The organism is Tistlia consotensis USBA 355 (genome assembly GCF_900177295.1).
Lineage (GTDB): Bacteria > Pseudomonadota > Alphaproteobacteria > Kiloniellales > DSM-21159 > Tistlia > Tistlia consotensis.
Genome location: NZ_FWZX01000002.1, coordinates 1 through 14,434, shown reverse-complemented (window position 1 = coordinate 14,434; position 14,434 = coordinate 1). Strand labels below are relative to the sequence as shown.

Below are 14,434 nucleotides of genomic sequence, written 5' to 3'. Positions count from 1 at the left end.
CGTCGCTCCCCGCCCTACTCGCCGGCCGGCGCGGGCGCCGTCGCGCGCCGCTCGGACAGCGGCCGCAGGAACAGCGCCAGGGTGATCGCCAGGAAGGCGGCATAGACCGCGGCGGCGCCGATCGAGGGCGCGTCGTCGTAGCCGAGGATGCCGGACAGCACGCTGCCCAGCGGGCTGGAGACCGGCAGCACGCCGCTGAGGTCGAAGGCGCGCTCCTGCAGCGCGTTCCACAGGCCCGCCTCGTGCAGGCTGCGCACCGCGCTGGACAGCAGGCCCGCCGCGACGACCAGGATGAAGGCGCCGGTCCAGCGGAAGAACTGGCGCAGGTTGAGGCGCACGCCGCCGGCGTAGATCGCCCAGCCGACGCCGGCCGCGACGACGATGCCGGCCAGCGCGCCGAGCGGCGCCGCCGGCCCGCTGCTCTGCTGGAACACCGCGAGCAGGAAGAAGACCGACTCCAGCCCCTCGCGGGCGACCGCGAAGAAGACCATGCCGATCAGCGCCCAGCCCTGGGCTCTCGAGCCCTGTCCCGTCGACGTCGCCAGCGCCGCGTCGATCGAGTCGTGCAGCTCGCGCTTGATCGAGCGCGCGGCCCGCCGCATCCAGAAGACCATCGAGACCAGCACGACGGCGGCGAAGGCGCCGACCGCCGCCTCGAACAGCTCCTGGGCCTTCTGCGGGAACTCGCCGCTCGCCAGCTGCAGGCCGGCGCCGACGAACAGCGAGGCGGCGAGCGCCAGGAAGATGCCGATCCAGACGACCGGCATCCAGGCGCCGCGGCCGGTCTGGCGCAGGTAGCCGGCGATGATGCCGGTGATCAGCGCCGCCTCGATGCCCTCGCGCAGCATGATCAGGAAGGGAGCGAGCATGGGTAGGTCCCCGATGGCCCAGTGCGAAATCGCCCCGAGACAAGCTGAGAATGCGAATGATTGTCAATTGCTCGACAGCGACCGGCTGGGGATCACCGGGACGTCCGGGCCGGCGGCCGACGCCTCCCGGCCGTCCCGAAACCGCACGAATGCTGGCCTGGGCGGTGCCCGCCGGCAGGCCTTCGAGGGCCGCGACGGCATTTCGTCGCAGCCGCTCCGGCGGCGGTCAGTCCCCCTGCAGCGCCACCGGCTCGGCCGTCGCCCGGCGCCAGCGCTCGAGCTCCGCGAGCTCGGCCTCGGGCGCCTCGGCGACGATCGCGCGGCGGCCCAGCGTGACCGAGCCGTCGGCGCCGTCGAGCGACAGCCAGTCGCCTTCGGCGATCGTCCGCTCGCCGAGCGTGGCGCTGCGGCCGCCGGGGTCGAGCCTGAGCGCGGCACAGCCGACGAGGCAGACCTTGCCGAGCTGGCGCGCGACCACCGCGGCGTGGGCGGTGCGCCCGCCGACCGCGGTCAGGATGCCGTCGGCCGCCGCGAAGCCGGCGACGTCGTCGGTCGAGGTGTCGTGGCGCACCAGGATCGCCGGCTCGCCGGCCTCGGCGAAGGCCTGGGCGCGCAGCGAGTCGAAGGCGGCCCGGCCGCTGGCGACGCCGGGGGCCGCGACGACGGCGGTCGCGACGGCCGGCGCCGGCTCGGCGAAGCGGGTCAGGCGGACCTGGTCCAGGTCGATCGCCGCGGCACGCTCCAGCGCCGTCGCGGGATCGAGCAGGCCCTCGCGCACGAAGTCGACCAGCACCCTGAGCGTGGCCCGCGGCGTCCGCTTGGCGGCGCGCGTCTGCAGGAAGAAGAGGCGCCCCTCCTCGACCGTGAACTCGATGTCCTGCAGGTCGCCGAGCTCGCGCTCCAGGCGCTCGGCCCCGGCCGCCAGCGCGGCGGCGACGGCCGGCAGCCGGGCGGCCAGCCGCTCGCCGTTGCCCGGCGGCCGCCGGCCGGCGACGACGTCCTCGCCCTGGGCGTCGAACAGGAAGTCGAGATAGAGCCGCCGCTCGCCGGTCGCGGGATCGCGCGAGAAGGCGACACCGGCGCCCGAGGTCCCGCCGGCGTTGCCGAAGACCATGGCCTGCACCGTCACGGCCGTGCCCGCCAGGCCGTCGAGGCCGTTGAGCCGGCGGTAGTCCTGCGCCCGGCGGCCGTCCCAGGAGCGGTAGACGGCACGCGCCGCGGCGGCGAGCTGCGACCTGGGATCGGACGGCAGCGGCCGGCCGAGCTGGCGGGCGGCGAGGGCCAGGAACTCGTGGGTCAGGCGCTCCAGGGCCTCGCCGTCGAGCTCGCTCTCCGCAGCCACGTCCTCGGCGCGGATCAGCTCGGCGAGCCGCGCCTCGAAGGGCGCCGCCGGCAGGCCCTCGACGACCTCGGCGTAGAGCTGGACGAAGCGGCGCCAGCTGTCCCAGGCGAGCCGCGGGTTGCCGGTCAGGCGGATCAGGCCGCGCAGGGACGCGGCGTTGAGTCCGACGTCGAGCACGGTCGAGAGCATGCCCGGCATCGACTGGGCGGCGCCGGAGCGCACCGAGACCAGCAGCGGCGCCCGCGCGTCGCCGAAGCTGCGGCCGGTCGCCGCCTCCAGCCGCGCGATGCCGGCGGCGAGGCCCCGGTCGAGCGCCGCCAGGGCCCCGGCCTCGCCGCTGTTGACGGCGGCGCAGAGCGCCGTCGGCAGCACGAAGGCGGGCGGCACCGGCAGGCCGAGGCGGCCCATGCGCCAGAGCTGCGCCGCCTTGGAGCCGCCGGCCTCGGGCGTCACCTCGGCCTCGTCGCCGGCCATCGCGATGAACAGAGGATCGAAGGTCATGCCGAGAGCTCTCCCAGGACGCGGTCGCGCAGCGCCAGGGCGGCGTGCGACAGGTGGTCGGTCGCCGTCTCCAGGGCGCGGGCGATCTCCAGGCCGAGCACCAGGGCCCGGGCGTCGCCGGCCGGCACTGCCATGAAGGCGGCGTAGGCGTCGCGCTCGGCGGCGTCGGCGCTGCGCTCGGCCAGGATCACGGCGTCGATCGACTGCAGCGCGGCGACGGCGTCGGCGCGCTGGCCATCGGGCAGGCGCGAGGCCGCCTCGACGGCGCGCACCAGCTGGCCGACGCTGTCGGCGGCGATCTCGGCGAGGCGCAGCAGCGGCCCTGCGCCCAGCGCCGCCGCCTCGGGCTCCGGCGCGAGGCTCAGCAGGAAGGCGCAGTCCTCCAGCGCGTCGGCGGTGTTCTCGATCTCGTCGATCACGGGCCGCAGCGCGGCGGCCTCGCGCAGCCGGGCCGAGACCTCGCGCGCCGCCAGGGTCATCAGGTCGGCCTTCTCCTCGATCCGCTTGGCGCGGGCGGCGAAGGCGCGGCGCCGGGCGGCATCGGCCAGCTGCGGCGTCGCCAGCAGGTCGGCGATGGCGCCGGCCAGCAGGCGCGACAGGCCGAGGTGGCGGACCAGCACGGTGAAGACCGAGCTCTCGGCGGTCTCGAAGCGGCGCGCCAGATCCGCCTGGATCTCGTCGCGGATCAGCCGCGTCGTCCGCCCCGCGGCGAGGCCCTGGCTGGTGTCGCGCAGGACCTGCTGCAGGAACTCTTGGCACTCGGCGGCGCCCAGCGCCTCGTCGAGCCGCACGCCGTAGGGGATGCGCCCCGCCGCCGTGCGGTGCACCGCCTCGAAGATCAGGTCGGCGCCGCCGAGCGCCAGGAAGGCGCGGTGGCCGAAGTCCTGGCGCGCCGACCAGGTCAAGAGCTCGATCGCCACGTTCTTGCCGACGAAGGTCTGCAGCGCCTTGCGGGCCTTGTTCCAGTCGATCAGGAAGACGATCCGCGAGCCGAGGAACTCCAGGAAGCGATCCAGCACCGAGGGCTCGTCCGAAGCGCAGCGCCCGGTCACCAGGTAGAAGACCTCCTCGCTGAAGCCGGTGCCGCTCTGCTCGGCGAGCGGGCTCCAGCTCACGGCCTGGTCCTCGAAGAGCGAGAGGAAGAACTTGGCGCGCGGCCGGTGCACGTCGGTGTAGGTGACCGAGACGGCGCCCGGATCGAGGTGCACGACCAGCACGTGGGCGTCGGTCGTGCCGATGTCGTTCTGGATCGTCAGGCGCCCGCCGGCGCGCACCGCCGTGGTGCCGAGGCCGGGATGGCCGAAGGCGAGCGGCGCCGTGCGGTTGAGGCCGCACATGAAGGCGCGGACCGCCTGCCGGTCGCGCTCCTCCAGGGCATGGACCCGGGCGCCGTCCAGCTCCTCGACCGCGGTCTCGGCGGCGAGGCGGTTCAGCGCCTTGTGCAGGTCCATGACCAGCAGGTGCAGGCTGTCGCGACCGCCGCGGCGGGCCGCGCAGAGGGCGTCGATCTCGGCGGTCTCCAGCTGCTCGCCCTCGGCCGCCGGCAGGCCCCGGCGCAGCATCTCGGCGCGCTCGGCGAAAGGCCGGGCGGCCTCGGCATCGGCCGCCTCGAGCGGCGCCAGCATGGCGGCGAGGTCGGCCTCGAGGCCGGCGACCAGCAGGCCGATCCCGGGCAGGAACAGCCGTCCCGGCCCGACCAGGCGGGCACCGGCGACCAGGCTGTCGAGCTCAGGATCGCCGAGGCCGCCAGCATCCGGCACGGCAGCCGCGACCGTGTCGCCGTGAGGCGCGCGGGCGCGCAGCGCCGCCTCCTGCAGCAGGCTGAGCCTGAGCTTGATCCGGTCGTTGGCGGCCAGGGCCTCGCCGATCAGCGCCGGCAGCAGCACCGCGGTCTCGCCCAGCCGCTCGACGATTCCGGGCTTCACCGTCACGCTCGCCCTCCGTCCCTCGCCCTCGACAGGCCGCCAGACTAGGGCGGCCGCATGACGGCCGGGCTTGCGCTGGATCAGTCACCGAACCGTCACGTCGGGCCGAGATTCGCAGTTTTCCGGGCCGTCACCCGACCGCGGAACGATGAAATTTCGATGAAACCCGGTGCCTCGGGCCGACGACGGGCCTTAACCGCTGTTGCGCAGGCCCGCGGCGATGCCGTTGATCGAGAGCCGGATGCCGTCGACGACCCGCTCGTCCGCGTCTCCGGCGCGGTGCCGCTTCAGCAGCTCGACCTGCACGTGGTTGAGCGGGTCGATGTAGGGGAAGCGGTTGCGGATCGAGCGCGCCAGCAGCGGGTTGCCCTCGAGCAACTGCTCCTGCTCCATGATCGCCAGCACCGCCTCGACGGACCTGCGCCACTCGCCCTCGAGCCGGCCGAAGATCGTCTCGCGCAGGGCCGGGTCGCCGACCAGCTCGGCGTAGCGCGAGGCGATGGCGATGTCGCTCTTGGCCAGCACCATGTCCATGTTGGAGAGCGCGCTGCGGAAGAAGGGCCAGTCCCGGTACAGGGCCCGCAGGGTGGCGAGGCCGTCCTCGGGGTGCGCCGCCGTCCAGGCCTCGACCGCCGAGCCGAAGCCGAACCAGCCGGGCAGCATCAGGCGGCACTGGGACCAGCTGAACACCCAGGGGATCGCGCGCAGGTCCTCGATGCGGCTCGACTTCGTGCGCGAGGAGGGCCGGCTGCCGATGTTCAGGCTGGCGATCTCGCCGATCACCGTCGACTCGCGGAAATAGGTCTCGAAGCCCTCGGTCTCGTAGACCAGGCCGCGGTAGGCGGCGAAGGCCGAGGCCGAGAGCGTCTCCATGACCGCCAGCCAGGCCGGATCGGGCGCCGCCGGCCCTCCCGTCTCGTCCGGGCCGAGCAGGGTCGCCTCCAGGGTCGCGGCGGCCAGGGTCTCCAGGTTGCGCCGGCCGACCTCGCCGTTCGAGTACTTGGCGGCGATCACCTCGCCCTGCTCGGTGACCCGGATCGAGCCCTGGATGGCGCCGGCCGGCTGGGCCAGGATCGCCTGGTAGCTGGGCCCGCCGCCGCGCCCGACCGAGCCGCCGCGGCCGTGGAACAGCCGCAGGCCGACGCCGTGGCGGCGGAACACCTCGATCAGCGTGATCTGCGCCTTGTAGAGCTCCCAGATCGAGGTCAGGTAGCCGCCGTCCTTGTTGCTGTCGGAATAGCCGAGCATGACCTCCTGGACGTCGCCGCGCGAGCGCAGCAGCCGGCGGTAGCCCGGCAGGGCGAAGAGCCGCTCCATGACCTCGCCGCAGCGGCGCAGGTCGGCGATCGTCTCGAACAGCGGCACGATGTCGACCTCCAGCCGCGCCTCGCGCGGCTGCAGCAGGCCGACCTCCTTGAGCAGGGCCGCCGCCTCCAGGATGTCGGAGACGTCGTCGGTCTTGGAGATGATGGTGTGGCGCACAGCGTCGCGGCCGTAGCGCCGGCGGATGTCGGCGGCGACCCCCAGGGTCGCCAGCTCGCCGCTGGCCAGCTCGGAATAGGCGAGATGCGGCGAGGCGAGCGGCCGCGGCGTCTCCAGCTCGGCCGACAGCCGGGCGACGCGCCCGACCTCGTCGAGGCCGAGGTAGTCGTCCTCGGCGCCGGCCGCGGCCAGCAGCTCGGCGACGACCCGCTCGTGGACGTCGGAGTTCTGGCGCAGGTCGAGCGGCGCCAGGTGGAAGCCGAAGGCGTCGACGGCGCGGCGCAGGCGGCGCAGCCGGCCGCGCGCCACGCTCTCGAGGCCGTTGGCGGCCAGCGAGCCGTAGACGACGTCGAGGTCAGCGACCAGCTCGGCGGCCTCGGCATAGGGCGGCGCCTCGCCGACGGCATGGCGCGGCGCCTCCAGGCGGTCGAGCTCGCGCGCCGTGGCGGCCAGGCGCGCGTAGAGGCCGGTGACGGCCCGGCGGTAGGGCTCGTGCGCCCGGTGCGGCGAACGGTCGGGCGAGCGCTCGGCCAGGGCGAGCAGCGCGTCCGAAACCTCGGCCAGACGGTCGTCGAGCGACAGCTCGCCGCCGAGCCGGTGCAGCTCGTCGAGGTAGAAGCCGAGCGCCAGGCCGCTCTGCAGGCGCAGGGCCTCGCGCAGCACCTCGGCGGTGACGAAGGGGTTGCCGTCGCGGTCGCCGCCGATCCAGCTGCCGATGCGCAGGAAGGACGGCACCGTGACGCCCTGCCAGGCCGGGTCGGTCGCGCCGAGCTGGTCCTCCAGCTCGGCATAGAAGCGCGGCAGCTGGGTCAGGAAGGTGCGGTCGAAATGGGCGAGGCCGTTGGCGACCTCGTCGAGCACGCGCAGCCGCGTGCCGCGCAGGATCGAGGTCTGCCAGAGGATCAGCACGGCCCGGCGCAGCGCCTTGCGGTTGAGGGTCAGCTCCTCGGGAGTCAGCTGCATGCGGTCGCGCTCGTCGAGCAGCCGCGCGATCTCGTTCTCGCGGTCGATCGAGCTCTTGCGCCGGACCTCGGTCGGGTGCGCGGTCAGCACCGGGCTGCAGAGCGCGCTGTCGAAGAAGGCCTGCAGGCGCGCGGCCGGAACGCCGGCCCGGCTGGCCCGCTCCAGGGCGCGCGTCATGGTGCCCTCGCGCGGCGCCGCGCCGGTCATGGCGTGGGCCCGGGTCCGGCGGATGTGGTGCTGGTCCTCGGCGATGTTGGCGAGGTGCGAGAAGTAGCCGTAGGCGCGCACCACGGCGATCGCCTCGTCGGTCGGCAGGCCGCTCAGGATCGCCTGCAGCTCGCGCCGCGCCGCCTCGCGCGATTCCCGGTGGAAGCTGACCGAGGTGCGGCGGATGCGCTCGACCGTCTCGAAGACCGCCTCGCCCTCCTGGGCGCGGATCGTCTCGCCGAGGATGCGGCCGAGCAGGCGGACGTCGTAGCGCAGCGGCGCGTCCTTCTCCGGACCGTCGCTCTGGTTCTCGGATTCCATGCGGTCGCTCGCGTCCCCGGGCCTGCTGCAGTGCGGCGGCCATTGTCGGCCAAGCGTCGGTCCGGCGCACCCCCGATCTGGCCGCTGCCCGCAGCTCCGCTTGACTCCGATCAATTCGCCGTCCGGGCCGTTCCGGCAGCCTGTTGCTTCACTCACGTCGAACGCAGGAGGGTCGCGCGCCATGTCCAGAGCCGCCTACCTCGAATCGTTGCAGCACCGCCTCGAGACGCTCGAGAGCCGGATGAGCGCCGACCGCAAGCGCCTCGCCGAAGGCTCGCCGCGCGACAAGGTGGCGGCCGCCGGCGACCTCGCCCTCGTCGAATCCCGCCTCGCCGAGACCCGCGAGAAGCTGGCACGGCTGGAGGCCGAGCCGGAGGGCTCCTGGGAAGGCTTCAAGACCGAGGTCGAGCAGGACTTCGACTACCTCGAGCGCGAGGTCGAGCGGCTGATCGAGCGGCCGCGCTAGGAAGGCCGCCGCCGTGTCGAGCCCGGCGACGAAGCGGACCGGCGAGGGGACGAGCGGCGGCGCCGGCGGGCCGGCTCCGAGGGGTCCGCTGACGGGCCTGACCACCGAGCAGGCGCGCCGCCTGCTGGAGCAGCACGGCGAGAACACGATCCACGAAGAGCGGGTCAGCCCGCTGCGCAAGCTGCTCGGCTACTTCTGGGGGCCGATCCCCTGGATGATCGAGATCGCGGCGATCCTCTCGGGCGCGGTGCAGCGCTGGGAGGACTTCGCGATCATCGTCGTGATGCTGCTGCTCAATGCCGGCGTCGGCTTCTGGGAGGAGCACAAGGCCGACAACGCCATCCAGGCGCTGAAGCAGCGGCTGGCGCCGAGCGCGCGCGTGCTGCGCGACGGCAGGTGGCAGGACCTGCCGGCCCGCCTGCTGGTGCCGGGCGACGCCGTCGTCGTCAAGCTCGGCAACATCGTGCCGGCCGACCTGGAGCTGCGCGAGGGCGACTACCTCAGCGTCGACCAGTCGGCGCTGACCGGCGAGTCGCTGCCGGTCGACAAGGCGCCGGGCGACGTCGCCTATTCCGGCTCGATCGTGCGCCAGGGCGAGATGCGCGCCCTGGTCACGGCGACCGGCATGAACACCTTCTTCGGCAAGACCGCGCGGCTGGTCGAGACCGCCGAGCAGCGCTCGCACTTCCAGAAGGCCGTGCTGCGCATCGGCAACTTCCTGATCCTGATGACCCTCGGCCTGGTCGCGCTGATCCTGGTCGTCGCGCTGTTCCGTCACGCGCCGCTGGTCCAGACCCTGCTGTTCGCCCTGATCCTGACGGTCGCGGCGATCCCGGTCGCGCTGCCCGCCGTTCTGTCGGTGACCATGGCGGTCGGCGCCGCCAGGCTCGCCGGCATGAAGGCGATCGTCTCCCGGCTCGTCTCGATCGAGGAGATGGCCGGCATGGACATCCTCTGCTCGGACAAGACCGGCACCCTGACCCAGAACGCGCTGACCCTGGGCGACCCGGTGCTGGTCGCGGCCAAGGACCGCGACGAGCTGCTGCTGGCCGCCGCGCTGACCTGCGAGCGCGAGGCGCCCGACGCGATCGACGCGGCGATCCTGGCCGGGCTCGGCGACGAGGCCGCGCTGGCCGGCGTCGAGCTGCTCCACCTCGATCCCTTCGACCCGGTGCGCAAGCGCGCGGAGGCCGAGCTGCGGGCCGACGGCGGGACCTTCCGGATCGCCAAGGGCGCGCCGCAGGTGATCCTCGAGCTCGCCAAGCCGGGCGTCGTGGTCGAGGCGCAGGTGCGCGCGGCGACCGACGGGCTCGCCGCCCGCGGCTTCCGCACGCTCGGCGTGGCCCGTGCCGAGGGGCCGGGGGGCGAGGGCGGCGCCTGGCGCTTCCTCGGCCTGCTGCCGCTGTTCGACCCGCCGCGAGAGGACTCGGCCGAGACCATCGCGACGGCCCGCGGCATGGGCCTCGACGTGCGCATGGTCACCGGCGACCACGGCGCGATCGCCCGCGAGATCGCCGGCAAGCTCGGACTCGGCACCCGCATCGTCTCGGCGCAGGATATCTTCCCGAGCGACGGCTCCGGCGACGGCGACGCCGCCCGGATCGAGGCGGCCGACGGCTTCGCCGAGGTCTTTCCCGAGCACAAGTTCAAGATCGTCCAGGCGCTGCAGCGCGCCGGCCACATCGTCGGCATGACCGGCGACGGGGTGAACGACGCGCCGGCGCTCAAGCAGGCCGACGTCGGCATCGCGGTCAGCGGCGCAACCGACGCGGCACGCGCCGCCGCCGACCTGGTGCTGACGGCGCCGGGCCTCTCGGTGATCGCCAGCGCCGTCGAGGAGGCGCGCCGGATCTTCGAGCGGATGACCGGCTACGCGACCTTCCGCATCGCCGAGACGATCCGCGTCCTGCTGTTCATGACCCTGTCGATCCTGGTCTTCGACTTCTATCCCGTGACCGCGGTGATGATCGTCCTGCTGGCGATCCTCAACGACTTCCCGATCCTGATGATCGCCTACGACAACGTCCGGGTCGCCGAGCGGCCGGTGCGCTGGGACATGCAGCGCGTGCTGACCATGAGCAGCGTGCTGGGCGTCATGGGCGTCGTCGCCTCCTTCCTGCTGTTCTGGGTCGCCGAGCGCCACTTCGGCCTGTCGCGCCCGACGATCCAGACGCTGATGTTCCTGAAGCTGCTGGTCGCCGGCCACATGACCATCTACCTGACCCGCAACGAGGGCTGGTTCTGGCAGCGGCCCTGGCCGAGCTGGCGCCTGCTGGTCGCCACCGAGACGACCCAGGTGCTGGGCACCCTGGCCGCCGTCTACGGCTGGTTCGTCGAGCCGATCGGCTGGAGCTACGCCCTGATGGTCTGGGGCTACGCGCTGGCCTGGCTGCTGGCCAACAACCTGGCCAAGGTCTGGACCTACCGGGCCATGCGCCACGGCATCGAGCTGCACCGGCGCCACCTGGAACGGGTGCACCGGCGGATCCACCCCGGCGCAGCCTGACCGCACAGAAGAGGGAGCGAGACGCGCATGGGCTGCATCCTGGTGGCGACCGACGGCTCCGAGGGCGCGGAGCGCGCCGTCGACTACGCGGCGACCCTGGCCAAGGAGGCGGGCAGCGACCTGCTGGTCGTCAACGTCATTGGCGGCCTCGGCCTGCCCGGCGACGTCTTCCGGCAGTTCACCCGGGCCCAGCACGCCTGGCTCGAGGAGCTGCTCGAGACGGAGTCGGCCAACGCCCTCAGGGACGCCCGCGAGCGCGCCCTGAAGCTGGGCGCGCCCTCGGTGCATCTCGAGTCGGCGCGCGGCGACGTCGCCCGGACGATCCTCGAGCTCGCCGACGCCAGGCAGGCCGAGGCGATCGTCGTCGGCAAGCGCGGCGCCGGCCAGGTCGCCGGCGCCCTGCTCGGCAGCGTCTCGCAGAAGCTGGTCAGCCTGGCCGGGCGCGTCGTCATCGTGGTGCCGTGAGACGAACCCGCAGCGTCACGCCGCCAGGCCCGGCAGCAGCCCGAAGACCTGCAGCAGCAGCACGAGGTTGAGCGCCAGCACGGCGGCAGCGCCCGCGACCGCGGCGGCATGGGTCAGCGGGCCGTTGGCGTAGCGGCCCATCACAGCGCGGCTGCGGGTGAAGACGACCAGGGCGACCATCGGCACCGGCAGGGCGAAGGACAGCACGACCTGGCTGAGCACCAGGGCGCGGGTCGCGTCGACGCCGAGCGCCACCACGGCGAAGGCCGGCAGCATGGTGACCAGGCGGCGCAGCCAGACCGGGATGCGGAAGCCGACGAAGCCCTGCATGATCATCTGCCCGGCCAGGGTGCCGACGGTCGAGCTCGACAGCCCCGAGGCGAGCAGCGAGATCAGGAAGACCGCGGCGGCGCCGGCGCCGAGCAGCGGCGTCAGGGTGTGGTAGGCCGTCTCGATCTCGGCGACCTCGCTGTGGCCGGCGTGGAAGGCGGCGGCGGCCATGATCACCATGGCGAGGTTGACCAGGCCGGCGACCGAGAGCGCGGCCACGACCTCGCGGTTGGAGAAGCGCAGCAGCTGGGCGCGCTCGCCCTCGTCGCGGGCCGCGACGCGGCCCTGGGTCAGGCCGGAGTGCAGGTAGAGGGCGTGCGGCATGACGGTCGCGCCGATGATGCCGACGGCGATGGTCAGGGCCCCGCCGTCGGGGATCGAGGGCACCGCCAGGCCGCCGGCGACACCGGCCCAGTCGACCGGCGCGATCAGCAGCTCGGCCAGGTAGCAGAGGCCGATCAGCGCGACCAGGCCGCCGATGACCAGCTCCATCGGCCGGAAGCCCTGCTTCTCGAACAGCAGCAGGCCGTAGGTCGCGATCCCGGTCACGACCATGCCCGCGAGCAGCGGCAGGTCGAGCAGCAGCGACAGCGCCAGGGCGCCGCCCAGGAACTCGGCGAGGTCGGTCGCCATGGCCGCCAGCTCGCTGGCCGCCCACATCGGCCAGACCAGGCCGCGCGGCAGCCGCTCGCGGCTGAGCTCCGCCAGGTTGCGGCCGGTGACGATGCCGAGCTTGGCGGAAAGCGCCTGGAACAGCATGGCGACCAGGTTGGCGGCCAGCACGACCCAGAGCAGGGCGTAGCCGAAGCCGGCGCCGGCCTGGATGTTGGTCGCGAAGTTGCCGGGGTCCATGTAGGCGATCGAGGCGATCACCGCGGGGCCGGCGAACAGCAGGGCCGAGCGCAGGCCGCGGCGGCGCCCGCCCAGGACGTCGCGGATCGAGACGACGGTGCGGTCGGAAAGGCTCGGCGGAGACGTGATGCTGCTCATGGCGGATCACCCGGTCTGCGGCGCCGTCCCCTGCCCCGCCGCCGGCCCGGCCGCCAGCCCGGTCGCCTCGGGGGCGGTCGGGGCGGAAGCGCGTCGGCGGGACGGGGTCCGGCGCCTCGTCTAGTTTATATTGCGTCTAATTTGCAATTGTGAAGGATCCGCGGACCCCTGGGAAAGCGATTATTCCTATCCGATCGATCGCCTGCCTCTATGGACCCGCCGGGACCCTCCGCCGGGGGACGCTGAGCCGCGGCGCCCGGGACTCGGGCGCACCTATATGATCGGAGGAGTCTGGCGCCGCAGGTCGGCGCGGGCGCGACAGATCGAGATCCGGAGGAACGAGCGACATGGCAAAGATCAAGACCGCCGCGAGCGTGCTGCTGCTCGGCACCGGCGCCGCCTTCCTGGCGGTCGCCCTGGCGATGGAGCCGGCGAGGCCGACGCGCGCCGAGGCGCCGGCCCCGATGGTGCAGGACATGACCCTGCGCGACTGGTTCGCCGGCCAGGCGCTGTCCGGGCTGCGGGCCCAGGGCTTCACGGCGAGCTCCCAGAAGGTCGCCGAGCAGGCCTACGAGGACGCCGACGCCATGCTGGCGGCGCGCACCCGGGCGCCGTGAGGCCGGCGCCGATGGCGGGCGACACCACCCGGATCGTGACGGCACTGCGCGAGCGCGAGGGCGGCCGGGTCGCAACCGTCACCGTCGACAACCCGGCCCGGCTGAACAGCCTCGACTCGGCCGCGATGCACCGCTTCGCGGCGGCCTTCGACGCGCTCGGCGCCGACCCGGAGCTCAGGGCCGTGGTGCTGACCGGGGCCGGCGAGAAGGCCTTCATCGCCGGCGCCGACATCCGTGAGATGGCGGCGATCTGCGACCCGCAGGCCGCCCGCTCGTTCATCGGCGCGCTGCAGGACTGCTGCCGTGCGATCCGCCAGCTGCCGGTCCCGGTGATTGCCCGGCTGCGCGGCTACGCCTTCGGCGGAGGCCTGGAGATCGCCGCGGCCTGCGACCTCAGGGTCGCGGGCGAGTCCTGCGTGCTCGGCATGCCGGAGGTCCGCCTCGGCATCCCCTCGGTGATCGAGGCGGCCCTGCTACCGCTGCTGATCGGCTGGGGCCGCACCCGCGAACTGCTGCTGTTCGGCGAGACCCTCGACGCGGCCAGGGCAGCCGACTGGGGCCTGCTCGACCGAGTCGTCCCCGACACGGCGCTGGACGCGGAGGTCGAGCGCCTGCTGGACAGCCTGACGGCCTCGCCGCCGGGCGCGATCCGCATCCAGAAGCGGCTGATCCGCGACTGGGAGGACCTGCCGGTCTCGGCCGCGATAGAGGCCGGCGTCGAGGCCTTCGCCGAGGCCTTCGAGACCGACGAGCCGCGCGCGGCGATGGCGCGGCATCTCGCGGCGCGGGCGGCACTGAAGACGTCGGTGTCGTGACGGCCTTGCGTCGTCGCCGCCGTGGTGACGGAGGCGGAGCCCAGAGCCGGACCCGTTCCTCCCGCCCCGGCCTCCAGGCCCCTAGAAGCCGAGCCTTGCGACCGAGCGGAAGGCGGCAGGGCTGACGCCGGCGTGGTCGCGGAAGAAGCGGGTGAAGTGGGCCGGGACTGAGAAGCCGAGGCGTTCGCTCATCCCGCCGATCGGCTCGTCGGTCGCGACGATCGAGGCGACCGCGCGCTCCAGGCGCAGCACGTTAAGGAAGACGTGGGGCGTGACCCCGGTCGACTGGCCGAACAGCCGGAAGAAATGGGCGCGCGACAGGCCGGCCTCGGCGGCGAGGCGCCCGACGTCGGGGGCGGCGCAGGGGTCCTTCTGCATCAGCCGGATGGCGCGGCGCACCCGCCAGTCGACGCCGCCGGCCAGCGCCGCCTCGCGCAGGCTGACGCTGCGCCAGGGCGAGAAGCGCTCGATGACGGCGATCATCAGCTCGCCGAGCAGCCGCTCGTGCTCGGTCTTGGCGAGCGGCGCGTGGACCATTGCCGCCGAGAGGTCCATGGCGAGCGCCCGGATGCGCGGCGAGATCTCGCCGCAGGAGCGCTCGAAGAAGCCGCCGCCGCTGCTCGCCGCCCAGTTCG

The 14,434-nt window shown here is 73.7% G+C and carries 11 protein-coding genes; 5 read left to right on the top strand and 6 right to left on the bottom strand.

Going from position 1 to position 14,434, the window contains the following annotated elements; genetic code table 11:
• Positions 1-14: 14 nt before the first annotated feature.
• The 4 genes from efeU to ppc form a co-directional block, all read right to left on the bottom strand.
• Positions 15-869 (bottom strand): iron uptake transporter permease EfeU, encoded by an 855-nt coding sequence (gene efeU, locus B9O00_RS03670; protein ID WP_085121100.1) that lies wholly within the window; start codon positions 867-869, stop codon positions 15-17.
• A 226-nt stretch (positions 870-1,095) separates the two neighbouring features.
• On the bottom strand, positions 1,096-2,712 hold the full coding sequence (locus tag B9O00_RS03665; protein WP_085121099.1) for a PEP/pyruvate-binding domain-containing protein: 1,617 nt from the start codon (positions 2,710-2,712) through the stop codon (positions 1,096-1,098).
• Positions 2,709-4,643 (bottom strand): hypothetical protein, encoded by a 1,935-nt coding sequence (locus tag B9O00_RS03660; protein WP_089229667.1) that lies wholly within the window; start codon positions 4,641-4,643, stop codon positions 2,709-2,711. Before B9O00_RS03660 ends, B9O00_RS03665 begins: the two co-directional genes overlap by 4 nt.
• Before the next feature lie 186 nt (positions 4,644-4,829).
• On the bottom strand, positions 4,830-7,610 hold the full coding sequence (gene ppc / locus B9O00_RS03650) for a phosphoenolpyruvate carboxylase (RefSeq protein WP_085121096.1): 2,781 nt from the start codon (positions 7,608-7,610) through the stop codon (positions 4,830-4,832).
• A gap of 181 nt (positions 7,611-7,791) precedes the next feature.
• Here ppc and B9O00_RS03645 point away from each other — a divergent pair, with 181 nt between their 5' ends.
• From B9O00_RS03645 to B9O00_RS03635, 3 genes are read left to right on the top strand one after another with little or no spacing between them, the layout of a single operon-like run.
• Positions 7,792-8,076: a hypothetical protein gene (locus tag B9O00_RS03645; RefSeq protein WP_085121095.1), complete on the top strand. Its 285-nt coding sequence runs from the start codon at positions 7,792-7,794 to the stop codon at positions 8,074-8,076.
• Positions 8,077-8,089: 13 nt separating this feature from the next.
• A complete protein-coding gene (locus B9O00_RS03640) occupies positions 8,090-10,582 on the top strand; it encodes a plasma-membrane proton-efflux P-type ATPase (RefSeq protein WP_179243935.1) in 2,493 nt (830 codons plus the stop codon).
• Positions 10,583-10,609: 27 nt separating this feature from the next.
• Positions 10,610-11,047 (top strand): universal stress protein, encoded by a 438-nt coding sequence (locus B9O00_RS03635; RefSeq protein WP_085121094.1) that lies wholly within the window; start codon positions 10,610-10,612, stop codon positions 11,045-11,047.
• A gap of 15 nt (positions 11,048-11,062) precedes the next feature.
• On the opposite strand, the gene B9O00_RS03630 is transcribed toward B9O00_RS03635, so the two are convergent.
• Positions 11,063-12,367 carry an Nramp family divalent metal transporter gene (locus B9O00_RS03630; RefSeq protein ID WP_085121093.1) on the bottom strand — a complete coding sequence of 435 codons (1,305 nt, stop codon included), beginning with the start codon at positions 12,365-12,367 and terminating at the stop codon, positions 11,063-11,065.
• A 347-nt stretch (positions 12,368-12,714) separates the two neighbouring features.
• On the opposite strand from B9O00_RS03630, the gene B9O00_RS03625 reads away from it, so the two are divergent.
• Positions 12,715-12,984, top strand: coding sequence for a hypothetical protein (locus B9O00_RS03625; RefSeq protein WP_085121092.1), 270 nt, complete (start codon positions 12,715-12,717; stop codon positions 12,982-12,984).
• 11 nt (positions 12,985-12,995) lie between these two features.
• Positions 12,996-13,799: an enoyl-CoA hydratase gene (locus B9O00_RS03620; RefSeq protein ID WP_085121091.1), complete on the top strand. Its 804-nt coding sequence runs from the start codon at positions 12,996-12,998 to the stop codon at positions 13,797-13,799.
• An 81-nt stretch (positions 13,800-13,880) separates the two neighbouring features.
• Here the strand turns inward: B9O00_RS03620 and B9O00_RS03615 are convergent.
• Positions 13,881-14,434: helix-turn-helix transcriptional regulator (locus B9O00_RS03615; protein ID WP_085121090.1), on the bottom strand; the 554-nt coding region annotated here is incomplete at its 5' end.